The organism is Acidovorax sp. sif1233, from assembly GCF_019218755.1.
In the GTDB taxonomy this organism is placed as follows: domain Bacteria; phylum Pseudomonadota; class Gammaproteobacteria; order Burkholderiales; family Burkholderiaceae_C; genus Acidovorax.
Map to the genome: position 1 here is coordinate 474,866 of NZ_JAHUWZ010000002.1, position 21,383 is coordinate 496,248.

The following is a 21,383-nucleotide window of genomic DNA, read 5'->3' on the forward strand; positions in this document are numbered from 1 at the left end:
AGAAGCCCGGCACGGGCTTGTTTCTGGCGGGCAGCCGCGGGGGGCTGCATGAATGCATTCATCCTGTCCTCCCTGTGTATCGGCGGCCTTGGGGAATCCCTGGGCTCTTGTGGCTGTGCGCGGTCCCGCTGCTCGGTGCCGGGCGCGGCTGGAGTGTGCAACAAAAAACACAGAGTGTAAATTTTTAACAATCATCGCGTTTACAGCGAAAGGCGCCTGGTGCAGGAAAGGAGGAGGGCGAGCCCGGGGGCGTGCAGGCGTCGCATCCTCTTCTTCCAGGCGACGGGCTCCGAGGGCGCCACAATCGGCCCATGGATTGGGATCATTTCCGCTACTTTCTGGAGCTCGCGCGCGCCGGCACGCTGGTGGGCGCCGCACGCCGCCTGGGCGTGGAGCACACCACCGTGTCGCGCCGCCTGCAGGCGCTGGAGAAACAGGTGGGATCGGCCCTTTTCGCCCGTGAAGCCGGGGGCCACCGGCTCACGGAAGCAGGGCGGCAGCTGATGCCCAAGGTGGAGGCCATGGAGGCCGCGTTCCTCGCGGTGGAGAGTGCGGCGCCTGGTGTGCGGCAAGGGCTGCACGGCCTGGTGCGCATCGGCACCACCGAGGGTTTTGGCAACCTGATCCTCGCGCCGCAGCTGGCCCGCTTCGCACAGAACCACCCGGGCCTGGTGGTGGACCTTCTGGCGCTGCCCCGCCTGGTGCACCTGTCGCGGCGCGAGGCGGACATCGTGATCTCCCTGGAGCGCCCCGTGCGAGGCGCGGTGCTGGTGGTCAAGCTCACCGACTATGTGTTGCAGCTCTACGGCGCGCGCGACTACCTCGCCGGCCATGCGCCCGTCCACACGGCCGACGACCTGCGCGGCCACACCTTCATCAGCTATGTGGACGACCTGCTGTTCAGCAAGGAACTGCAGATCCTCGACGAGCTGCACCGCCCCGCGCATTTCGTGCTGCGCAGCACGAGCATCCTCGCGCAGTACGAGGCGGCGCGCGCCGGTGCCGGGCTGGCGGTGCTGCCCGCGTTCGTGGCGGCCCAAGATCCCTCGCTGGTCCCGGTGCTGCCCGGGGTGGCGCGGTTCCAGCGCACGTTCTGGATGTCGATGCCCGCCGAGAACAAGCACGTGGCGCGCATGCAGGCCACCTGGGCGTTCTTGCGCGAGGCCGTGGCGGCCCGGCAAGGGTTGCTGCTGCCTTCCATTGGTGCTATTGATTCGGGAGCTGCTAGCGCTTGATGGAAAAGCCTTACGGGCGCTTTTCATGAATTTTTTGCAGTGCCGCGTGTCCCGGCACCGGTGATTGCGCCGCGGGGCCCTGGCACGGCGGCATCGCCGATGAAGGAGACCTGTGATGGCCAAGTACCGGATATTGAGGCTGGACGCCATCGCCACCCCGTATCCGATCGATGCCACGGTGGCGTGGATCCGCACCATGCGGCAATAGGCGGCAGGGCTTGCAGGCCTTCAAGCCGGCTGTGCGGTTGCGATTGCTTGCAACCTGGCCAGCCCGGCTGCACTGAAACCCGCCCGTGGTGGATAGGATCGCGTCCCCGCCTCGCACGGCGCCGCCTGGAGCCCGCCTTTTGGCCACATGCCATGACCACCACCCCGACAGCCGCCGACCCGCCAGCCTCCGCCCGGCCCGGCGCCCCCGTGCCCCGCGTGCGCCAGCGCGCCGCCGCCATCGTGGTGCGCCATGACGGCAAGGTGCTGCTGCACCGCCTGGAGCACGACACGTTCTGGGCCCTGCCGGGCGGGGCCATCGAGCCCGGTGAAAGCGCCTGCGAGGCCATCGCGCGCGAACTGCATGAAGAGCTGGACACGGCGGTGGCGTTGGGCGCGCTGGGTTTTGTGGTGGAGAACTTCTTCCACCACGCGGGCCAGTCATTCCATGAAATCGGGCTGTACCTGCATGCAAGCCCTCTGCCGGGGTCTCTGCTGGCCCGCTCGGATGGGCCCTATGAGGGTGTGGAGGGCATGCACAAGCTCATTTTTGCGTGGTTTTCCGCGGATCAGCTCGCCAGCCTGGATGTGCGGCCCAGCTTCCTGCGCGCCGCGCTCGCGCAGGACCTGGCGCGGGGACCGCGTTCAGGCGTGGCCCAGGTGCGGCACATCGTGCACCGGGACACGCCGCAGGCGGTGGCTGCCATCGTGGACACGCAGGCGCAGCGCCCTTGTGCAGCCCGTCCACCCCTTGCGTGAGGCTGCCCATGCGGGCCGGCCCGGCCTGAAAGCGGCGCCCCTGCGGGCCCGCCGTGGCAAAGTGGCGGCTTGCGGCGGGCCACACTTCCGCCACCGCTTCCCCGTGACCCTTCAGAATGCACGCCGTGACTCCCATTGACCTCCAAGGCTATCTGCACCAGCACATTCCCCTGTCCCACGCCATGGAGGTGACGGTGGTCGACGCCACGCCGCAGCAGGTGGTGCTGGCCGCTCCGCTGGGGCCCAACATCAACCACCGCGATACGGTGTTTGGCGGCAGCGCATCGGCCGTGGCGATCCTGGCCGCCTGGTCGATGCTGCACCTGCGCCTGTCGGCCGAGCAACTGGGCAGCCGCCTGGTGATCCAGCGCAACACCATGGACTACCTCGTGCCCATGGCCGGCGCCTTCACCGCCGTGGCGCAGGCGCCCACGCCGCAGGCCTGGCGCTCTTTCACCCGGATGCTGCAGCGCAAGGGGCTGGGCCGGATCGTGCAGGCGTCGGCGCTGCACTGCGATGGGCGGCCAGCGGGGCGGCTGGAAGGAGAGTTCGTGGCGTTCGGGCCGGGTTACCCGTAGGGCAGGGCCCTGGGCGCACGCCGACTGCGGCGGGCCGCCGGGGCATCCAGCCCCCGGGTTTGTCCCCGCGCTCCGGGCAGGCGAGACGCCGGCGTGCTCCAACGCTGGGGCATGGAGCGCCGCGTCGCAGCCGGGATGTGCCTGACAGGTGCCGGACAGGTGCCGAAATGGGGTCCAAAGGGTGCTTTCATCCTGCCACTGCGTCGTGGGGCGCGGCGTACCCTTCATGTCCTGGGCGAAGCGGTGATCACGGTGGCCTTGTCCTTTTGTCTTCTCCAAGCAAGGACCAGCAGGAAGTGCCAGGACACCGGGCTTTGCCCCACAGGAGTCCATGGCGATGTCACCTCTTATCTCCGGCCTTGCGTCCGTAGCCTCTCTGATCTTCAACGCAGCCTCCAGCGGGCCGGGCAAGTCCGCCGCATCGCGGCGCGGCGCTGGCGCGACCGAGCCTGAGCCCTCCACGGTCCTCACCCTGAGTCCGCAGGCCGAGGCACTGGCAGGGTTTGCAGAAAAAGGCATTCTGGTCTCGCAGGGCAAACTCGACGGCCCCGCCGTGGGCGCGGTGGGGCGGGGCGGCGGTTCGGTGCCGGCGGGGGCTTCCGGCGCACCGGGCGGCCGGTTGGTCTCCAGGGAGGATTTTCGGGACCTGCTTGCCCGCTTTGGTGCCACCGAGGCCCAAACCGAGCAGCTGACGGCAGGTTTTGACACCAACAAGGACGGATCCATCTCGCAGGATGAATTCCTCAAGGGCCTGGCCAGTACCAAGGGCGCCCAGGCGGGCAGTGGTTTTTCGCAGGCGGTGATGCAGCTCATGGACCAGGGCGGCAACGCGGATGGCACGGTGGCGCAGAACGAGTTCGCGGCGTTCTCGACAGCCTTCGCGGCAGCGGGCCAGCGCCGGGCGTGAAAAGCCAGGCCGCAGGGGCATCGAACCCGGTGCCGCCAACGGGCATAAAAAAACGGCGCTTCCAAGGAAGCGCCGTTCTCTTGCGGGGCCGACAGGTGCCTCCACCCCCTTGCGGGAGCAGGGCCCCCGGCCTCAGCCGGGAGGTGTCGTCGTCATATCCTGCCCATCAGCAGCAGGATCACGAGAATCAGCACCACCAGCCCGATCCCGCCGCTGGGTCCGTAGCCCCATGAGCGGCTGTGGCCCCAGGTTGGCAGTGCGCCAACCAGGATGAGGATGAGGACGATCAGCAGAATCAGCGAGAGCGACATGGCAGTTCCTTGTTGTGTGTTGCGGTGACTGCATTGTTGGGGCGCCCCCCGGGGTGCGGCCGAAGGTGCCGCGCCCGCCTGGAGGTCAGGTTTTTCCGACGTGGCCTGTGGGAGGCCGCGCAGTGCCGCAGGGCGCGGCAGGTGGCTTGGGCGCTATAAAAAAAATAGCTGCCAGCGCTTGTTGTTAAAGCGCTGCAGCCATTTTCCGGTGTTATTCAGCTGCTGCCGGCCCGCTGGCCCTCAATGCGCTCCGGCCGCGTCGGCGGCGCCCGGGCCCTGGGCCCTGGGCGGCCGCCTGGTCAGCCAGATCAGCCCGATCAGCAGCAGGAACAGCCCGGCCGATCCGAGGAAGATGTCGTTGGCCGCGCGGGTGAATGCCTGCTGGTCGATCAGCCGGTTCACCTGCGCCAGCGCCTGCAACTGTGTCAGGCCCGATGCCATCAGGTTATCCAGCGTGATGGCGAACACGCCCTGGCCCTGCACCAGGCCCTCGGTCAGGTGCGCATGGTGCATGGCGGCGCGGCTTTCCCACAGCGTGGTGGCGATGGACGTGCCCATGGCCCCGGCGGTGATGCGCACGAAGTTGCTCAGCCCGGCGGCGGCCGGAATGCGCTCGGGGGCCACCCCGGCCAGCGTCAGCGTGGTCAGCGGGATGAAGAAGAACGCCATGGCCGCACCCTGCAGCAGGGTGGGGATCAGGATGTGGATGAAGTCGGTCTGCACGGTGAACTGCGAACGCATCCACAGCACGATGCCGAACACGATGAAGGCGCCCGTCGCCATGCGCCGGGGGTCCCACTGGCCGACCTTGCGGCCCACCAGCGGCGTGAGCAGGATGGCGAAGATGCCCACCGGCGCCAGCGCCATGCCGGCCGAGGTGGCGGTGTAGCCCATCCACTGCTGCAGCCACAGCGGCAGCAGCACCACGTTGCCGAAGAAGAGGGCATAGGCCACCGACAGCGCGAGCGCGCCGAAGGTGAAGTTGCGGCCCTTGAAGAGCTTGAGGTCCACCACCGGGTGCTTGTCGGTGAGCTCCCAGACCAGGAACACGGCGAACGCCACCACGGCGACGACGGCCATCACGATGATCTCGTTGGAGGCGAACCAGTCGAGTTCCTTGCCCTTGTCGAGCATGAGCTGCAGCGCACCCACCCACAGCACCAGCAGGGACAGGCCGACGGTGTCGATCGGCAGCTTGCGGATCGGGGTCTCGCGCTTGCGGTAGATGCCCCAGGTGAGCACGCCGGCCAGCAGCCCCACGGGCACGTTGATGTAGAAGATCCACGGCCAGGAGATGTTGTCCGTGATCCACCCGCCCAGGAGCGGCCCCACCACGGGCGCGACCAGCGTGGTCACGCCCCACAGGGCCAGCGCCGTTCCGGCGAGGGCACGCGGGTAACTGGCCAGGAGCAGCGTCTGCGACAGCGGGATCATCGGCCCGGCGACCAGGCCCTGCAGCACGCGGAAGAAGACCAACATCTCCAGCGACGAGGCGAAGCCGCACAGCCAGGAGGTGAGCACGAACAGCAGCACGCTCATGGTGAACAGCCGCACCGCGCCGAAACGCTGCGTGAGCCAGCCCGTGAGCGGCACCGAGATGGCGTTGGCCACGCCGAAGCTGGTGATGACCCAGGTGCCCTGGCCCGGGCTCACGCCCAGGTCACCGGCAATGGCGGGGATGGAGACGTTGGCGATGGACGAGTCCAGCACGTTCATGAACGTGGCCAGCGACAGCGACAGCGTGCCCAGCAGCAGGGCCGTGCCCTGCAGCGGGGGGTAGGCCGCAGGCGGCCCGGGCGGGGCGGCTGGCGGCGGCGGCGCGGCGGGCAGCGCCGAGGCGCCGGCCTGGTCCGCGGTGGGGTTGGCGGCAGTCATGGAAAAGACTCCGGCTTACTGCACCACAGGGGCGCGCACGGGGGCGGAGGCGTGGTTCTGTTCCTGCCCGGCGCTGCCGCCCGGCGTCTGGACCACCTTGGGCGAGGCCACGGCCAGGGCCTTGCGGCCCAGGTTGGCGGCGATGATCTGGGCCACCTCGTCGTCGGCGGCCTTGAACTGCGCGTCGAACACGGCGGTGGCGGCCACGGGCGTGGTGCGCTGCGTATCCGACAGGGTCTTGCCGCTCTGGTCGGCCGTGTCCACCTTCACGTCCATCGACAGGCCCACGCGCAAGGCGTGCTCGCTGACTTCCTTGGGGTCGAGGGCAATGCGCACGGGCACGCGCTGCACCACCTTGATCCAGTTGCCCGTGGCGTTTTGCGCGGGCAGCAGCGCGAAGGCGGCGCCCGTGCCGGCACCCAGGCCGGCGACCTTGCCGTGGTAGACGACCTTGGTGCCGTATACGTCGGCCACCAGCTCGGCGGGCTGGCCGATGCGCAGGTTCTGCAGCTGGCTTTCCTTGAAGTTGGCGTCCACCCACAGGTCGTTCAGGGCCACCAGCGTCATCAGCGGGGCACCTGCCTGCACGCGCTGGCCCACCTGCACACCGCGCTTGGCCACATGGCCGTCGAGCGGCGCCACCAGCTGGGCGCGCTGCACGGCCAGGTAGGCCTCGCGCACGCGTGCCGAGGCGCGCTGCACGTTGGGGTGCTGCTCGATGGAGGTGCCTTCGGTCTGCGTCTGGCTGGCGGCCAGTTGCTCCTGCGCGGCCACCACGGCGGCCTGGGCGGCGGCCACGGTGCTCCTGGCGGCCGTGGCCTGGGCATTGGCGTGCTGGAACTCTTCCTTGCCCACGGCGCCGCTGGCCATCAGCGGCGCGCGGCGGGCCACGTCGTCCTGCAGGCGGGCGGCTTCGGCCTGGGCGCGCGCCAGGTCGGCGCTGCGCAGGCTGACCTGGGCCTTCAGCGTGGAATTGTTGGCGAACAGGGTGCGCACTTCACGCACGGTCTGCGCCAGCTGGGCCTCGGCCTGCTCCAGCGCCACGCGGGCATCGGCGGGGTCGAGCTTGACCAGCAGCTGGCCGGCCTTCACGTAATCGGTGTCGTCCGCGCCGATGGAGACCACGGTGCCGCCGATCTGCGGCGTGATCTGCACCACGTTGCCCGCCACGTAGGCGTTGTCGGTGGTCTCCACATGGCGGCCATTGGCCCAGTGCCAGCCGCCCCAGCCGATGGCGGCCAGGGCCACGGCGGCGGCGATCAGGGTCAGGCCCCGGCGGCGGGCGGTGTTGGCTTCTTGGGAGGTGAGGGGTTCGCTCATGGCTGTGATCTTTCGGTAGGTGTTTGTTGTATGTGTTTTTCGTGTGCCAGGAATCAGCGCGCGGCGGTGCGCAGCGTGTCGGTGTCGTCCGTCCAGCCGCCGCCCAGGGCCTTCATCAGCATGAGGCGGGTGTCGAGCTGGCGCGCGCGCAGGTCCACGGCCAGGCGGCGCTGGGCGAGCACCTGGCTTTCGGTGGACAGCACCACCAGATAGTTGCCCAGGCCCGCGCGGTAGCGCTCCTGCGCGAAGCGGTAGGCCTTCTCGGCGCTGGCGGCGGCATCGTCCTGCAGCGCCTGCTGGCGCGTGAGCGACTGCACCGAGGCCATGGCGTCGCCGGCTTCCTTGACCGCGTCGAGCACCATGCCGTTGTACTGGGCGATGGCGGCGTCGAGCTCGGCCTGGCGGCCGCCCAGCTGCGCGCGCAAGCGGCCGCCGTCGAAGATCGGCAGGCGCAGCGCGGGCGTCACGCCCATCTGGCGCGAGCCGGCGCTGAACAGGTTGTCCAGCCCCAGCGAGTTCAGGCCGATGAAGGCGCCGATGTTGATGTTGGGATAGAACTCCGTGCGCGCGACCTTCACGCCCTGGGTGGCGGCTTCCACGCGCCAGCGCGCGGCCACCACGTCGGGGCGGCGGCCCAGCAGGTCGGCGCCCAGCGCCTCGGGCACGGGCGCGGGCTGCAGGGCGGCCAGCTGCGGGGTCAGGGTGGTGAGCGCATCGGGCGCCTGGCCGGTGAGCACGGCCACCTGGCGGCGCGCCAGGGTGATCTGCTCGTCCAGCGCCTCGATCTGCGTGCGCGCATCGGGCACGGCGGCCTGGGCCTGGGTCAGCTCGACCTGGCTGTCCAGGCCCGCGGCCACGCGGTCATTGGTCAGGCGGCGCTGCTCTTCGCGCTGCTCCAGCGCGCGCACCGCGACTTCGCGTTGCGACACCAGGCGCGCCAGGGCCACGTAGCTGCGCCCCACCTGGGCAGCCAGGGTGTTGGCTGCCGCGGCAGCATCGGCCTGGGCCGCGCGCGCCTGGCCCAGGGCGGCCTGCAGCTCGGCGGCGTGCTGGCCAAAGAAGTCGGGCGACCAGCTGAACGTCGCCTGCACCGTGCCACTGTTGTAGGTGTTGCCGGCCACCGGGGCGGGCACCAGGCCGTGCGCGGTGTAGCGCTGGCGCGTGGCGTCCACGCCCAGGTTCACCTGCGGGCCGCTGGCGGCTTCGCGCACCTGGCTCAGCGCCACGGCCTGCTCCAGGCGGGCGAGGCTCACGGCCAGGCTGGGGCTGCCCTGCAGGGCCTTGTCGACCAGGGCATTGAGCTGTGTGTCGCCCAGGGTGGTCCACCACTGCGACGGGGCGGCCGATTCGCTGGCCGAGGCGTTCAGGCCCGCCCCGGCAGGCGTGGTCTGTGCCAGCGGCGTGTGCGCCGGCCCGGGGCTGGCGCAGCCGACCAGGAACAGGGCGGCCGCCAGCGCGACGGCCGAGACGGCGAAGTGGGCCGCCACGGCGGCGCGGGTTGAAAAGAGGGTGGGTTGGGACACGTCAATCTCCAGGGATTCGAAAAAAGTACGGGGCACCGCGATCAGGGCTGCGCGGGCGGCTGCTGGCGCAGCGTTTCGCCATTGGCCAGCATGCGGCGCAGCATGCGCAGCAGCAGCTGCCATTCGTCGTGGGTGAAGTCGCTCAGGTGGCCGTTGAGCACGTCCGCCAGCACGGCGGGCACCTGGGCGGCCACGGCCTGGCCTTCGGCAGTGAGCGCGAGCTGCACCACGCGGCGGTCGGTGGTGGAACGCTCGCGCAGCACCAGGCCCTTGGCTTCGAGCCGGTCGAGTGCCCGGGTCATCGACGCCGGATCGGTCTCCAGGTCGCGGGCGAGGCTGGCCACCGTGGTCTTGTCGCAGCGCGAGATCTTGTACAGCGGCAGCCACTGGGCGTAGGTCAGGTCGCGCGGAGCCAGCTGCGCATCCGCCTGGGTGCGGATGGAGGACATCACCTTGCGCATGAGGTAGCCCACGCTGTCCTCGGGCTGGAGGTGGTCGGGGCTGTAGAAGCCCTGGATCGAGGGGGTGGGGCGCGCGGAAGTCATGGGCAGGAATTTAATTGACTAGACAATGATTGTCTTTGCAATCAACTGATTCCCGAGTTGTTGCCAGGGGTTATTGCAACTTCCGGCCCTGGGTGAGATGGCCGTGCCACGGCCTTTGGGCTATGGTGCTGGCACATCCCATCGAGAGCAGGGCACACCCTTGAATCCTTCGCCACCCCCGTCTGCGCACGCCGCGCGCCCCACCCCGGCCGAAAGGCGGGCCACCTTTTCCCTTGCACTGCTTGTCTGGTTCGCCGTGCTGCTCCAGCTGGTGCTTTCCCTGCGGCTTGCATTGGCCGGCGGCCAGTCCGCCCTGCAGGGCCTGGTGGCCTATCTGGGGTACTTCACCGTGCTCACGAACATCCTGGTGGCCCTGGTGCTGACCTTGCCGGCGGTGGCCGCAGGCTCCTCCTGGGGGCGGTTCTTCGCGCGCGCGCCGGTGCAGGCGTGTGCCGCCATCAGCATTGTTCTGGTGGGCCTGGCCTACCACTTCCTGCTGCGCAACATCTGGGATCCCCAGGGCTGGCAGTGGCTGGCCGATGTGCTGCTGCACTACGCGGTGCCCGTGCTGTTCGGCCTGTACTGGCTGGGGGCCGCGCCCGGCAAGCGCGGGTTGCGGTGGTGGGTGCCGCTCGCAGCCTGCGCCTACCCGCTGGCGTACTTTGCCTATGCGCTGGTACGCGGCGTGTGGCTGGGCAGCTACCCGTATCCGTTCATCGATGTGAACGCCCTGGGGTATGCCATGGTGCTGCGCAATGCGGCTGGCCTGCTGGGCGGCTTCGTGCTGGTGGGCTTCCTCTTCCTGGGGGCGGGCAGGTGGGCGGAGCGCGTGCTGCGCGGCGCCTGAGCGTGCGCGCGGGCGGCGGATCGCCCGATATAGTCTCAAGGCCCATCGGCCCAGCCTTCTTTTTGTGTCCCCCGGACTTTCCATGACCACAGCCGTTTCCTCCAGCGCCCCGCCCACCCCCGGCCCCTTGCTGCGCATCGCCGTCATGGGCGCGGGGGCGGTGGGCTGCTACTACGGCGCGCTGCTGGCACGCGCCGGGCACCCGGTGACGCTCATTGGCCGGCCCGCCCATGTGCAGGCCGTGCGCGAACGCGGGCTGCGCCTGCAGACAGCCGTGCTGGATGTGCAGGTGCCGCTGGCGGCCAGCACCGAGGCCAGCGCGGTGCTGGGGGCCGACGTGGTGCTGTTCTGCGTCAAGTCCTCGGACTCGGAGGACGCCGCGCGCGGGATGCGCCCGCACCTGGCGCCCGGCACGCTGGTGCTGACCCTGCAGAACGGCGTGGACAACGACGAGCGCGTGCGCGCCGTGCTCGGCGCCAGCACCCCCGTGGCCGCCGCCGTGGTGTACGTCGCCACCGCCATGGGCGGCCCGGGGCATGTGGTGCACCATGGCCGGGGCGAGCTGGTGATTGCGCCATCGCCACGCAGCGGCGAGGCCGCCCGCCAGCTCACGGCGGCGGGCATCCCCACCCAGGTGTCAGACAACGTGCGCGGTGCGCTGTGGGCCAAGCTGGTGCTCAACAGCGCGTACAACGCGCTCTCGGCCCTGTCGCAACAGCCTTATGGCCCGCTGGTGCAGGTGCCCGGCGTGACGCAGGTGATCGCCGACATCGTGGCCGAATGCCTGGCCGTGGCCGCTGCGGACGGAGTGACGATTGCGGGCGACGTGCAGGCCGCCGTGCGCGGCATCGCTGCCACCATGCCCGGCCAGTTCTCGTCCACCGCACAGGACCTGGCGCGGGGCAAGCCCACCGAGATCGACCATCTGAACGGCTACGTCGTCAGGCGCGGGGCCGCCCTGGGCGTGCCCACGCCCCTCAACCACGCTTTGCTGGTCCTCGTGAAATTGGCGGAGATGAAGGGCGCTGCGGGCTGAGTGGGCGGCCAGGCGATCTCGCGGCCGGGCCTCCGTCATGCCAGGGCCGCTTCCTCCAGCAGCCGCTCGCGCACTTCCTGCGCCGCCTGCACCATGTGGCGCAGCGCGGCTTCCGTCTCGGGCCAGCCCCGGGTCTTGAGGCCGCAGTCGGGGTTCACCCACAGGTGCTCCACGGGCACCACCTCGGCGGCCTTCTCCAGCAGCGCGGCCATCTCCTGCACGCCGGGCACGCGAGGCGAGTGGATGTCGTACACGCCGGGGCCGATCTCGTTGGGATATTTGAAGTCGCCAAAACCCTGCAGCAGTTCCATGTCCGACCGGCTGGTCTCGATGGTGATCACATCGGCATCCATGGCCGCGATGGCGGGCAGAATGTCGTTGAACTCGCTGTAGCACATGTGGGTGTGGATCTGGGTGTCGTTGTGCACGCCGCTGGCACTGATGCGGAACGCGCGTGTGGCGCGCTCCAGATAGCTCTTCCACCCGGCGCGGCGCAGCGGCAGGCCCTCGCGGATCGCGGGCTCGTCGATCTGGATGATGGCGATGCCTGCGGCCTCGAGGTCGCACACCTCGTCGCGGATGGCCCAGGCGATCTGGTCGGCCGTGGTGGCGCGCGGCTGGTCGTCGCGCACAAAGCTCCACTGCAGGATGGTGATGGGGCCGGTGAGCATGCCCTTCATGGGGCGGTCGGTCAGGCTCTGCGCGTACTGCGTCCAGGCCACGGTCATGGGCGTGGGGCGGGCCACGTCGCCGTAGATGATGGGCGGCTTCACGCAGCGTGAGCCATAGCTTTGCACCCAGCCGTTGGCGGTGAAGGCGAAACCGTCGAGCTGCTCGCCAAAGTATTCGACCATGTCATTGCGCTCTGCCTCGCCATGCACCAGCACGTCGATGCCCAGGGCTTCCTGCTTGCGCACTGCCAAGGCAATTTCGGCTTGCATCTTTTGTTGGTAGTGGGCCGCATCCAGTGCCCCGCGCTTGAAGGCGGCGCGTGCGGCGCGGATCTCCGCCGTCTGCGGGAACGAGCCAATCGTGGTGGTGGGCAGCAGCGGCAGCTTCAGGCGTGCGCGCTGTGCCTTTTGCCTGGCGGGAAAGGCGTCGTGGCGCTGGTCGGCCCCCGGCGCAGCGGCGGCCAGGCGGGCGGCCACGGTGGCACGGTGAACGCGGGGGCTGGCGCGGCGGGCGGCCAGGGCGATGCGGGCGGCGTGCAATTCATCGTCCACCGCAACCTCGCCTTGCGACAAGGCGGTGGAGAGCACACGCAGCTCGTCGAGCTTTTCGACGGCAAACGCCAGCCAGGATTTCACTTCGGCATCCAGCTGCGTTTCGGCCTCTAAGCTGAACGGCACATGCAGCAGCGAGCACGACGGTGCCAGCCACAGCTCGCCCTGGTGCTTGTCGGCCACAGGGCGCAGCTTGGTCAGAGCGGCATCGAGGTCGGTGCGCCAGATGTTGCGGCCGTCCACGATGCCCACCGACAGCACCTTGTGCGAGGGCAGCCAGTCCGCCACGCCCACCAGTTCTTCCGGCGCGCGCACGGCATCCACATGCAGGCCCGCCACGGGCAGCTGGCAGGCCAGGCGCAGGTTCTCGGCCAGGGGCGAGAAGTAGGTGGCCAGCAGCAGCTTGGGCGCGCTGCGCGCCAGTTGCCAGTAGCTGGGCTCAAAGGCATGGCGCCACACATCGGGCAAGTCCAGGCCCAGGATGGGTTCGTCGATCTGCACCCATTCCACGCCCTGGGCCTTCAGGCGCGCCAGCACGGTTTCGTACACCGGCAGCAATGACTCCAGCAGGCTGAAGCGGTCAAAACCCGCCGTTTTGGATTTGCCCAGCCACAAAAAGCTCAGCGGCCCCAGCAGCACCGCCTTGACCTTGTGGCCCAGCGCCTGCGCTTCAGAGACTTCCTCGAACAGGCGTTCGCTGGCCAGGTGGAACTGCGTGCCGGCGCTGAACTCGGGCACGAGGTAGTGGTAGTTGGTGTCGAACCACTTGGTCATCTCCAGCGCGGGCTGGCCTGCGGTGGTGTGCTTTGCCTGGCAACCGGCGCTGCAGCCCTGATGGTCTTCGGCGGCGTGGGCCGACACGCCCCGCGCCATCGCAAAGTAGCGCGCCAGCTCGGGCGTGTGGCCGTCAAAGCCAAAACGGGCAGGCTCGCAGCCCAGCAGCTGGATGTGGTTGGCCACGTGGTCGTACAGCGCAAAGTCGCCCACCGTCACACAACCCAGGCCCGCATCGGCCTGCGCCTGCCAATGCAACTGGCGCAATTGGGCGGCGGTGGCCTGCAGCTCGGCCTCGGTGCTGTCGCCGCGCCAGAAGGACTCGAGCGCGAATTTCAGTTCGCGCTGCGCCCCCATGCGCGGAAAACCCAGTGTGTGCGTGAGCACAGGGCGAGAGGAGGATTGGGCGGCGAGCGACATGGTGATTTCCTTCTTCTGAATGGAGCAATGCAATGAAGGCACCGATGGTCGCGCGGGCTCGTTTATTATTCAAACGAAAGTTTTATGCGATCAACTTGAAAATTAGTAATGAACCAGTCGATTCTGGAAGTGCGCCACCTGCGCACCCTGGTCGCCCTGCGCGACAGCGGCAGCCTGGTGCGGGCCGCGCAGCTGCTCAACCTCACGCAGTCGGCGCTGTCGCACCAGATCAAGCTGCTGGAGGACCGCTATGGCCAGCCGCTGTTTGAGCGCAAGTCCGTGCCGCCGCAGTTCACCGCCGTGGGCGAACGCCTGCTGGCCCTGGCCGATGCCATGCTGCCGCAGGTGGAGGGAGCCGAGCGCGACATTGCCCGCCTGGTATTGGGGCAGGGCGGGCAGATGCGCATTGCGGTGGAATGCCACACCTGTTTTGACTGGCTGATGCCCGCCATGGATGCGTTTCGCACCCGCTGGCCCGAGGTGGAGCTGGACATCGTGAGCGGCTTTCACGCCGACCCCGTGGGCCTGCTGCACCAGGGCCGGGCCGACGTGGCCATCGTGTCGGAGGTGGATGCCGACGAGGCGGGCGTGGACTACCACGCGCTGTTTGGCTTCGAGATCCGCGCGCTGCTGGCCAACACGCACCCGCTGGTCGCCAGGCCGCACCTGGTGGCGCAGGACTTTGCCGACCAGACCATCATCACCTACCCCGTGCCCGACGAAATGCTGGACCTGATCCGCCAGGTGCTGGAGCCCGCCGGGGTGCGCCCGCCGCGCCGCACCACCGAGCTGACGGTGGCCATGCTGCAGCTGGTGGCCAGCGGGCGCGGCGTGGCGGCGCTGCCGCTGTGGGCGGTGCAGAGTTACCTGGACCGGGGGTATGTGACGGCCAGGCCCATCGGAGCCCGGGGGGTGCGGGGCGAACTGCACGCCGCCTGCCTGCCCAGCTTGTCGGCCAAGCCGTACCTGCAGGACTTTGTGCAGGTCACGCGCGAGACGAGTTTTGTCACGCTCAAGGGCGTGGAGTTGTTGTGACAATTGGATCCGGCGCGTACTTGTCGCCCACCTCTTCGCGCAGCGGGTGGGTGTCGTAGACGATGTTCATGTCGCGGATGCGGGTGCTGCCCGCGTCGAACGTGAACACATCCACGCAGGTGAAAGTCACCTCCCGGCCATCGTTCAAGGTCCAGTCGTAGCGGAAATAGGCGGCGACCCGCACGGCGCCGCCGCTTTCTGGTTGGGCGGAGGCGAACAGATCCAGCACGGTGATCACGCTGCCGCTGGAGGCCTGGGCGAGCTTCTTGAAAAAGTCGCTCGCGCGCATCGTGCCCAGGAACGGCGAGTGCACCATGCCATCGTCTTCAAAACAGGCAATCAGCCCGTCGGTATGACTGGCATGCAGGTGGGCGAGGTAGGTGCGGACGGTGTCGATGGGGGAATGGCTCATACGTGGCGATGCAAAGGGCGTGGAGTGGAGTGCGTAGCTTCGCCAACTCCGCGCCGCACGACAAGAGACAATGGTGGCTTGTACATAAAAGGTGTTTATGTATCTGCGCTACCTGCAATACCTCCGAGTGGTCATCGAACAGGGCTCGTTCGCCTTGGCGGCCAAGGCCTGCGGCGTGTCGCAGCCTGCGATCAGCCATGGCATGAAGGCACTGCAAGTCCACTTCGCGAAGCCCTTGCTGGTGCGCGAGGGGCGCCGCCATGTGCCCACCGACCTGGCCCGGGCTGTAGCCGCGCAGGCCCTGCACCTGGCACAAGGGGTTGAGGCGCTGCCCCGCGCGTCAGTGGCTGCGGCAGACCGCTACCTGCTGCGGGTAGGGCTCACGTCTTCAGCGGCGCTGGTCTGTGGCCCGCTGCTGTATGCCAGCTGGTGCCTGCCCAACGCCCGGCGCTCGCTGGAGATGGCGACGGCCGATGAAGGCAGTCTGCTGGAGGGCCTGCTGCAGCGGCGCTTTGATGCGGTCATTGCCCCCAAACCGCGCAAGTTTGCGCATCCCGATGTGACGGAGCGCCCCCTGTACGAGTTGCATCCCCAGGTCTATGCGCGCAAGGGCCACCCATGGGTCCGGGCCCAGTCGCTGGCGCAACTGCAGGGCGCTGCGTGGGCCTGTGTGGGGCCCAGTGTCAGCGGGCCGGTGGATGTGTTGACGGAAGCGCACCGTGTGCGCCGCATGCCCGCGCCCAAGATGTCCGTGCGCTGCCCCGACTTTGCCAGCCTGCTGCACCTGGTGGCGCAGTCCGACCTGCTGGCTGTTGTGCCGCACCCTGCGTTGCTGGGCGGTGCGTCCACGCTGGTGGCGCCCCTGCGGCTGGCGGAATCTCTGCCGCTGTATGGCATGTGGCTGTTCGAACCCCGGGGCTACAAGTCACGGCTGGGCCCCGAGGTGTTTGCGCCCGCGGGCTGAGTCTGGCGCGCAGGCGCTGACCGAAGCATTGCAAGGAGGATCAGTGTTTGAAATTGGTGTTGCAAGACTCCATAATCGCTTTCCTCATCCCTTCACCGAGCCTTTGCACCATGCACCATCCGCAGCGCCGCCCACACTCAGCCCCTTCGTTTGTCCGCCCCCTGATGGCCTCGCTGGCGCTGGCGTTTGCCGCCGCCCTGGCCCACGCTGCGCCGGTGGCTGATGTCCATGCGCTGGCCCAGAAGGAGCAGCAGCCGCTGCTCGACACCCTGCGCGACCTGGTGCACATCGAGTCCGGCAGCAAGGACATCGAAGGCTTGAATCAGATCGCCGAGCGCATTGCCAGCCAGCTCAAGCAACTGGGCGGCACGGTGGACGTGCTGCAGACCAGCGACATCTACCGCCTGGACGACACGCCCGAGAAGGTGGGCCCTGCCGTGCAGGCCGTGTTCAAGGGCACGGGCAGCAAGAAGATCATGCTCATCGCGCACATGGACACGGTGTACCTGAAAGGCATGCTCAAAGGCCAGCCGTTCCGCATCGATGGCGACAAGGCCTATGGCCTGGGCATTTCGGACGACAAGCAGGGCATCGCGCTCATCATCCACACCGTGGCCCTGCTGCAAAAGCTCAGCTTCAAGGACTACGGCACGCTCACCGTGCTGATTAATGGCGACGAGGAAATCAGCTCGCCCGGCTGGCGCAGCACCATCACCCGTGTGGCGTCCGAGCAGGATGTGGTGTTGTCGTTCGAAGGCGGCGGCACCGACGGCACGCTGCGCCTGGCCACCAGCGGCATCGGGGCGGCCTACCTCACGGTGCAGGGCAAGGCATCGCACGCCGGGGCCAAGCCCGAGGATGGCGTGAACGCGCTGTACGAACTGTCGCACCAGTTGCTGCAGATGAAGGACCTGTCGAAGAACGACGAAGGACTCAAGCTCAACTGGACCGTCTCCAAGTCCGGCACCAACCGCAATGTGATCCCCGCAGAAGCCACGGCCCAGGCCGATGCCCGCGCGCTCAAGGTGGCGGACTTTGACGGGTTGGAGAAGGCGCTGCAGGAGAAGATCAAGACCCGGCTGCTGCCCGCCTCCAAGGTGGACGTGAAGTTCGAGGTGCGCCGGCCGCCGCTCGAAGCCAGCGAGGCATCGCGCCGTGTGGCCGGTTACGGCAAGGTCATCTACCAGGAGTTGGGCCTGCCGCTCAACGTGGTCGAGAAAGCCACCGGGGGCGGCACCGATGCGGCCTTTGCGGCGCTCAAGACCAAGGGCGCGGTGGTAGAGGGCATGGGCCTGTCGGGCTACGGCGCCCACTCCAACGATGCGGAGTACGTGCAGATCAATACCATCGTGCCGCGCCTGTACCTGGCCACGCGCATGATCATGGACATCTCGCGCGACAGGCTGAAGTGACTCCCTGAGCCGCTTCGTGCCTCCCCCTGCGGGGGCGTCTCCGGTGCTGCAGGGCGAGGAGCCAGGCACGGAGGCGCTGTTTACGGCTTACTCAAGTACCAAGGTGCCAGGCACCGGCGCCAGCACGGCACCGGTGGTGTAGAACGATTCCAGGTTTTCCAGCACCAGGTCGGCCATCGCGCGTCGGGTTTCGTGCGTGGCGCTGGCGGTGTGGGGCGTCAGCACCACGTTGTCCAGCGCCATCAGCGCGGCGGGCACGGTGGGCTCGTTCTCGAACACGTCCAGCCCTGCACCGGCGATGCGGCGTTCGGTCAGCGCTTCGATCAATGCGGCTTCGTCCACCACGCTGCCGCGCGCCACATTGACGAGGTAGCCGTTCGGCCCCAGGGCATCCAGCACATCGCGGTTGACGAGGTGGCGCGTGCCAGCGCCGCCCGCCACGGTCAGCACCAGGTAGTCGGCCCACTGCGCCAGTGCGGTCAAGGACGCGAAGTAAGGGAGTGCGCAGCCCTCGGCCTGCCGACGGTTGTGGTAGCCCACCTCCATGCGGAAACCGCTCGCACGATCGGCCACCGCCTGGCCGATGCGGCCCATGCCCACGATGCCCAGGCGCTTGCCCGACACGCGGCTGCCGAGCGCAAACCTGGCCTTCGGCCATTCGCCACGGCGCACAAAACGGTCGCTGGCGGCAAGGTTGCGCGACACATCCAGCATCAGCGCAAATGCCATGTCGGCCACGCAGTCGTTGAGCACGCCGGGCGTGTAGCCCACCTGCACGCCACGCGCCTTGGCCGCATCGATGTCCAGCGCGTCAAAGCCCACGCCAAAGCTGCTGATGACCTGGAGGTGGGGCAGCGCGGCGATGACCTCGCCCTTGAGGCCGATGGCGGCGGTGGTCACCACCCCGGTGAACCCGGCACCGTGTGACGCCAGAAAAGCCGCTGGATCGGGCTGTTCGGCCAGGCAGGCGACGCTGTAACGGGCCGCCAGTTCGGCCTCCAGCGCGGGGAGGGGCAGGCGGCCGATTTGCAGGATGCGGTGGGGAGTCGTGGTCATGGTTTCGTGGGGCAACAGTGCCAAAAAATGCAACGGGCGGCATACGGCGGCACACTGCCGCCCCGATGTGTCTACATCATGCCGCGACGCGCACGGCCTGGCGTGCCAGCAGCTTCCACTGGCCGCCTTGCTGCTGCCACACGCCCAGGATCTTGATCTGCACCTTGCCTGGCTTGCCCGAGTCATTGGTATCGGCCGTGAGGGTGTGGCGCACGATGGCGGTGTTGCCCACGACCTTGATGGTCTGGTCGGAGATGGCGATGGTGACGAAGTCGGATTTTCCTGCGATCAGGTCGCCGATGAAACTGTCCTTGGTGTCCACGCGGCCCCCCGAATGGCCGTAGCTCAGGTCGTCGGCGACGAGTTGGGCGAGGGCCGTGGGCGTGGGATCGATCATGGCCACGCGCAGTTTTTCCGCAGCCGCGGCCACCGATTGCTCGGACGATGCCGAAGATGCAGCGGGTGCGCTAGTGGCGCAGCCCGTGAGCGCGGCAATGGCCAAGGCGGCGGCCGTGGCGAGAACGATTTGCTTGAACATCTTGTCTGTCTCCGTTGTGGTGTTGGGGATGTGTGTGCGTGCCACGGCTGCACCACGCGCCCGTGCACGGCCAGGCGCGTGGTGGAATGCAACCAAAGAAAAGGGGCCTGGCTTGCCAGGCCCCTCGGCGCGCTTACTGCGGGCCGAGCTTGTCGATGAGCGCCTTGAGCTCTTCCATCTCGCTGGGCTTCAAGTCCGTCAGCGGCGCGCGCACCGGCCCACCGTCATGGCCCACGATCCTGGCGCCCGCCTTGATGATGCTCACGCCATAGCCCTCCACCCGGTTGCGGATGGCCAGGTAGGGCATGAAGAACTCCTTGAGCAGCCTGTGCTGCGTGGCCGTGTCGTCGGCCGCCACGGCCTTGTAGAAGTCCATCGCCGTCTTGGGAATGAAGTTGAACACTGCGGACGAATACACCGGCGTGCCCAGCGCCTTGTAGGCCGCCGCATACACCTCGGCCGTGGGCAGGCCGCCCAGGTAGGAGAAGCGGTCACCCATCTTCATGAAGATGGAAGACATGGTCTCGATGTTGCCCACGCCGTCCTTGAAGCCGATCAGGTTGGGGCAGCGGTCGGCCAGGATGGCCAGGGAATCGGCAGTCAGCTTGGTGCGGTCGCGGTTGTAGACGATCACGCCGAACTTCACGCTGTTGCACACGGCGGCCACATGCTCGATCAGGCCCTCCTGGCCGGCTTCGGTCAAGTAGTGGGGCAACAGCAGGATGCCGTGGGCGCCCAGGCGCTCGGCCTCCTGGGCATGGGCGATGGCGGTGCGGGTGGGGCCGCCGGCGCCGGCAATGATGGGCACCTTGCCGCGGCAGGTGTCCACGGCGGTCTTGATGACCTGGCCGTACTCGGGGCCCGAGAGCGAGAAATACTCGCCCGTGCCGCCGGCGGCGAACAGGGCGCTGGCGCCATAGGGGGCGAGCCACTCCAGGCGCTCGATGTAGGTCCTGGGGCGGAATTCACCCTGCTCGTCGAAGTCCGTGATGGGGAAGGACAGCAGGCCGGAGCCCATGATGGATTTGAGGTCTTGCGGGGTCATGGTCATTGCAACGAGGGAGAAAGGTGAATGAAACAGGGGGTGTGAAGTGCTCAGTCGAGCTTGATGTTGGCGGCCTTGACCACGCTGGCCCAGCGCGCACGCTCCTTGACGAAGAACTGGTCCTGCTCGGCGGAGGTCATGGTCACCACCTCGGCGCCCTGGCCGGCCAGGCGCGAGCGGATCTCGGGTGCGCGGATGGCGGTGATGAGGGCCTTGTTGAGCTTTTGCACGACGGCATCCGGCGTGCCGCGTGGCAGCAGCACGCCTTGCCAGGTGCCGGACTCGTAGCCGGCCACGCCCTGCTCGGCAATGGTGGGCACGTCGCCGATCAGGGGCATGCGCGTGGACTTGGACACGCCCAGCACCTTGAGCTTGCCGCTCTGCACCTGGGGCAGGGTGGCCAGCATGCCGTTCATCAGCACCTGGGTCTGGCCGGCGACGGTGTCCTGGATGGCGGTGACGCCGCCCTTGTAGGGGATGTACTGCCAGCGCGCGCCGCTGGCGCGCTCCAGCGCCACGCCAGCCAGGTGGGGAGCGCTGCCGGTGGCCGTGACGGCAAAGTTCAGGTCGTTCTTCTTGGAGTAGGCGACCAGCTCCTTGAGGTTGCTCACGGGCACCGAAGGGTGCACCACCAGCAGGTGGGGCGAGTAGGCCAGCATGGTCACGCCACGCAGGTCCTTGGAGGGGTCGAACGACAGCTTGGTGTAGACCGAGGGGCTGATGGCCAGCGCGCCCACGTCGCACAGCAGCATGGTGTAGCCGTCCGGCTCGGCCTTGGCGACGAAGTCCGCCCCCAGGTTGCCGTTGGCCCCGGGCTTGTTCTCGACGATGACGGTCTGCTTGAGCGCCTCGGACAGCGACTGGCTGATGGAGCGCGCAATGATGTCCGAGCTGCCGCCTGGAGGGTAGGGCACCACGATGCGCAGCGTCTTTGCTGGCCATTCCGCCGTCTGGGCGGTGGCGGAGGCTGCGGCCAGGGCGGCGGTACAGGCCAGGAGGATGGCGCGTCGGTTCAAGGTCATGGAATGTCTCCGTTGCATGGGTTGTTGTTAGTCATCGTACAACTAGATGCCGTCCAAAACAACCGACCGGCCTGGAAATATCGGGTTTACCCTTAAAAAATCAGGGTAAGTACCAAGGTTTTGGGAGGCCGTTTCCTTATGGTGGCAGGGGTTCGGCGCACCAATCGGCTGTCAAAAAACTTCGGGTAATCCCTTTAGGGTGCCAGGTGGGAGTGGCTCCACAATCGCCTCTTTGTTGTATGACGACATATGACAAAAGACTCCCACCCCGCGCCGGGCAGGCCGTGAAATCGCCCGGCGGGAAACGACCACCATGGCAACGCGAGTGCGCTGTTCCCC

Annotated in this window: 20 protein-coding genes; 9 read left to right on the forward strand and 11 right to left on the reverse strand. The window is 68.1% G+C overall.

Going from position 1 to position 21,383, the window contains the following annotated elements; genetic code table 11:
• Positions 1 to 311 precede the first annotated feature (311 nt).
• From KW843_RS09635 to KW843_RS09650, 4 genes are all read left to right on the forward strand, one after another.
• Complete coding sequence (locus tag KW843_RS09635) at positions 312 to 1,235, forward strand: LysR family transcriptional regulator (protein WP_218294911.1); 924 nt, start codon at positions 312 to 314, stop codon at positions 1,233 to 1,235.
• A gap of 360 nt (positions 1,236 to 1,595) precedes the next feature.
• Positions 1,596 to 2,201, forward strand: coding sequence for an NUDIX hydrolase (locus tag KW843_RS09640; RefSeq protein WP_218294912.1), 606 nt, complete (start codon positions 1,596 to 1,598; stop codon positions 2,199 to 2,201).
• Positions 2,202 to 2,326: 125 nt separating this feature from the next.
• Positions 2,327 to 2,779 carry a YiiD C-terminal domain-containing protein gene (locus KW843_RS09645; protein WP_370628473.1) on the forward strand — a complete coding sequence of 151 codons (453 nt, stop codon included), beginning with the start codon at positions 2,327 to 2,329 and terminating at the stop codon, positions 2,777 to 2,779.
• A 337-nt stretch (positions 2,780 to 3,116) separates the two neighbouring features.
• Positions 3,117 to 3,686, forward strand: a complete 570-nt coding sequence (locus KW843_RS09650; RefSeq protein ID WP_218294914.1) for an EF-hand domain-containing protein — start codon at positions 3,117 to 3,119, stop codon at positions 3,684 to 3,686.
• 152 nt (positions 3,687 to 3,838) lie between these two features.
• Here KW843_RS09650 and KW843_RS09655 read toward each other — a convergent pair whose 3' ends face one another.
• From KW843_RS09655 to KW843_RS09675, 5 genes are all read right to left on the reverse strand, one after another.
• Positions 3,839 to 3,997 (reverse strand): DUF3309 family protein, encoded by a 159-nt coding sequence (locus tag KW843_RS09655; protein ID WP_007856361.1) that lies wholly within the window; start codon positions 3,995 to 3,997, stop codon positions 3,839 to 3,841.
• 240 nt (positions 3,998 to 4,237) lie between these two features.
• Entirely contained in the window at positions 4,238 to 5,872 is a 1,635-nt protein-coding gene (locus tag KW843_RS09660) for a DHA2 family efflux MFS transporter permease subunit (protein ID WP_255594650.1), read from the reverse strand.
• 15 nt (positions 5,873 to 5,887) lie between these two features.
• Positions 5,888 to 7,192, reverse strand: coding sequence for an efflux RND transporter periplasmic adaptor subunit (locus KW843_RS09665; RefSeq protein WP_255594651.1), 1,305 nt, complete (start codon positions 7,190 to 7,192; stop codon positions 5,888 to 5,890).
• Between the two features lie 53 nt (positions 7,193 to 7,245).
• A complete protein-coding gene (locus KW843_RS09670) occupies positions 7,246 to 8,715 on the reverse strand; it encodes an efflux transporter outer membrane subunit (RefSeq protein ID WP_218294915.1) in 1,470 nt (489 codons plus the stop codon).
• 41 nt (positions 8,716 to 8,756) lie between these two features.
• Positions 8,757 to 9,260: a MarR family winged helix-turn-helix transcriptional regulator gene (locus tag KW843_RS09675; protein WP_218294916.1), complete on the reverse strand. Its 504-nt coding sequence runs from the start codon at positions 9,258 to 9,260 to the stop codon at positions 8,757 to 8,759.
• Positions 9,261 to 9,420: 160 nt separating this feature from the next.
• Between KW843_RS09675 and KW843_RS09680 the strand changes: the two genes are divergently transcribed.
• Positions 9,421 to 10,107: a Pr6Pr family membrane protein gene (locus KW843_RS09680; protein ID WP_218294917.1), complete on the forward strand. Its 687-nt coding sequence runs from the start codon at positions 9,421 to 9,423 to the stop codon at positions 10,105 to 10,107.
• 82 nt (positions 10,108 to 10,189) lie between these two features.
• The gene (locus KW843_RS09685) at positions 10,190 to 11,143 is read left to right on the forward strand and encodes a ketopantoate reductase family protein (protein WP_218294918.1); all 954 of its coding nucleotides are present in this window, start codon (positions 10,190 to 10,192) and stop codon (positions 11,141 to 11,143) included.
• A 35-nt stretch (positions 11,144 to 11,178) separates the two neighbouring features.
• Here the strand turns inward: KW843_RS09685 and metE are convergent, their stop codons facing one another.
• Positions 11,179 to 13,560, reverse strand: coding sequence for a 5-methyltetrahydropteroyltriglutamate--homocysteine S-methyltransferase (metE, locus tag KW843_RS09690; RefSeq protein WP_218294919.1), 2,382 nt, complete (start codon positions 13,558 to 13,560; stop codon positions 11,179 to 11,181).
• Between the two features lie 108 nt (positions 13,561 to 13,668).
• Between metE and KW843_RS09695 the strand changes: the two genes are divergently transcribed.
• The gene (locus KW843_RS09695; RefSeq protein ID WP_218294920.1) at positions 13,669 to 14,595 is read left to right on the forward strand and encodes a LysR family transcriptional regulator; all 927 of its coding nucleotides are present in this window, start codon (positions 13,669 to 13,671) and stop codon (positions 14,593 to 14,595) included.
• On the opposite strand, the gene KW843_RS09700 is transcribed toward KW843_RS09695, so the two are convergent.
• Positions 14,573 to 15,007: a nuclear transport factor 2 family protein gene (locus tag KW843_RS09700; RefSeq protein WP_218294921.1), complete on the reverse strand. Its 435-nt coding sequence runs from the start codon at positions 15,005 to 15,007 to the stop codon at positions 14,573 to 14,575. The two genes, KW843_RS09695 and KW843_RS09700, sit on opposite strands and share 23 nt — an antisense overlap.
• 97 nt (positions 15,008 to 15,104) lie before the next feature.
• Between KW843_RS09700 and KW843_RS09705 the strand changes: the two genes are divergently transcribed.
• Both KW843_RS09705 and KW843_RS09710 read left to right on the forward strand, forming a co-directional pair.
• Positions 15,105 to 15,971, forward strand: coding sequence for a LysR family transcriptional regulator (locus KW843_RS09705; RefSeq protein WP_218294922.1), 867 nt, complete (start codon positions 15,105 to 15,107; stop codon positions 15,969 to 15,971).
• 110 nt (positions 15,972 to 16,081) lie between these two features.
• Entirely contained in the window at positions 16,082 to 17,383 is a 1,302-nt protein-coding gene (locus KW843_RS09710) for a M20/M25/M40 family metallo-hydrolase (RefSeq protein ID WP_218294923.1), read from the forward strand.
• An 87-nt stretch (positions 17,384 to 17,470) separates the two neighbouring features.
• On the opposite strand, the gene KW843_RS09715 is transcribed toward KW843_RS09710, so the two are convergent.
• The 4 genes from KW843_RS09715 to KW843_RS09730 all read right to left on the reverse strand — a co-directional run bounded on the left by KW843_RS09715 (position 17,471) and on the right by KW843_RS09730 (position 21,044).
• Positions 17,471 to 18,439, reverse strand: a complete 969-nt coding sequence (locus tag KW843_RS09715) for a 2-hydroxyacid dehydrogenase (protein WP_218294924.1) — start codon at positions 18,437 to 18,439, stop codon at positions 17,471 to 17,473.
• A gap of 76 nt (positions 18,440 to 18,515) precedes the next feature.
• Entirely contained in the window at positions 18,516 to 18,977 is a 462-nt protein-coding gene (locus tag KW843_RS09720) for a nuclear transport factor 2 family protein (RefSeq protein WP_218294925.1), read from the reverse strand.
• 133 nt (positions 18,978 to 19,110) lie between these two features.
• Positions 19,111 to 20,022 carry a 5-dehydro-4-deoxyglucarate dehydratase gene (kdgD, locus tag KW843_RS09725; protein WP_218295311.1) on the reverse strand — a complete coding sequence of 304 codons (912 nt, stop codon included), beginning with the start codon at positions 20,020 to 20,022 and terminating at the stop codon, positions 19,111 to 19,113.
• Positions 20,023 to 20,072: 50 nt separating this feature from the next.
• Positions 20,073 to 21,044, reverse strand: a complete 972-nt coding sequence (locus tag KW843_RS09730; RefSeq protein WP_218294926.1) for a tripartite tricarboxylate transporter substrate binding protein — start codon at positions 21,042 to 21,044, stop codon at positions 20,073 to 20,075.
• Positions 21,045 to 21,383: the final 339 nt, after the last annotated feature.

Excerpts from the sequence above, each read along its gene's own strand:
- KW843_RS09715 (WP_218294924.1), bottom strand. The coding sequence starts at position 18,439 with ATGACCACGACTCCCCACCGCATCCTGCAAATCGGCCGCCTGCCCCTC.
- KW843_RS09695 (WP_218294920.1), top strand. The coding sequence starts at position 13,669 with ATGAACCAGTCGATTCTGGAAGTGCGCCACCTGCGCACCCTGGTCGCC.
- KW843_RS09720 (WP_218294925.1), bottom strand. The coding sequence starts at position 18,977 with ATGTTCAAGCAAATCGTTCTCGCCACGGCCGCCGCCTTGGCCATTGCC.
- kdgD (WP_218295311.1), bottom strand. The coding sequence starts at position 20,022 with ATGACCCCGCAAGACCTCAAATCCATCATGGGCTCCGGCCTGCTGTCC.
- KW843_RS09655 (WP_007856361.1), bottom strand. The coding sequence starts at position 3,997 with ATGTCGCTCTCGCTGATTCTGCTGATCGTCCTCATCCTCATCCTGGTT.
- metE (WP_218294919.1), bottom strand. The coding sequence starts at position 13,560 with ATGTCGCTCGCCGCCCAATCCTCCTCTCGCCCTGTGCTCACGCACACA.
- KW843_RS09705 (WP_218294922.1), top strand. The coding sequence starts at position 15,105 with ATGTATCTGCGCTACCTGCAATACCTCCGAGTGGTCATCGAACAGGGC.
- KW843_RS09660 (WP_255594650.1), bottom strand. The coding sequence starts at position 5,872 with ATGACTGCCGCCAACCCCACCGCGGACCAGGCCGGCGCCTCGGCGCTG.
- KW843_RS09685 (WP_218294918.1), top strand. The coding sequence starts at position 10,190 with ATGACCACAGCCGTTTCCTCCAGCGCCCCGCCCACCCCCGGCCCCTTG.
- KW843_RS09730 (WP_218294926.1), bottom strand. The coding sequence starts at position 21,044 with ATGACCTTGAACCGACGCGCCATCCTCCTGGCCTGTACCGCCGCCCTG.
- KW843_RS09665 (WP_255594651.1), bottom strand. The coding sequence starts at position 7,192 with ATGAGCGAACCCCTCACCTCCCAAGAAGCCAACACCGCCCGCCGCCGG.
- KW843_RS09635 (WP_218294911.1), top strand. The coding sequence starts at position 312 with ATGGATTGGGATCATTTCCGCTACTTTCTGGAGCTCGCGCGCGCCGGC.
- KW843_RS09650 (WP_218294914.1), top strand. The coding sequence starts at position 3,117 with ATGTCACCTCTTATCTCCGGCCTTGCGTCCGTAGCCTCTCTGATCTTC.
- KW843_RS09640 (WP_218294912.1), top strand. The coding sequence starts at position 1,596 with ATGACCACCACCCCGACAGCCGCCGACCCGCCAGCCTCCGCCCGGCCC.
- KW843_RS09675 (WP_218294916.1), bottom strand. The coding sequence starts at position 9,260 with ATGACTTCCGCGCGCCCCACCCCCTCGATCCAGGGCTTCTACAGCCCC.
- KW843_RS09700 (WP_218294921.1), bottom strand. The coding sequence starts at position 15,007 with ATGAGCCATTCCCCCATCGACACCGTCCGCACCTACCTCGCCCACCTG.
- KW843_RS09710 (WP_218294923.1), top strand. The coding sequence starts at position 16,082 with ATGCACCATCCGCAGCGCCGCCCACACTCAGCCCCTTCGTTTGTCCGC.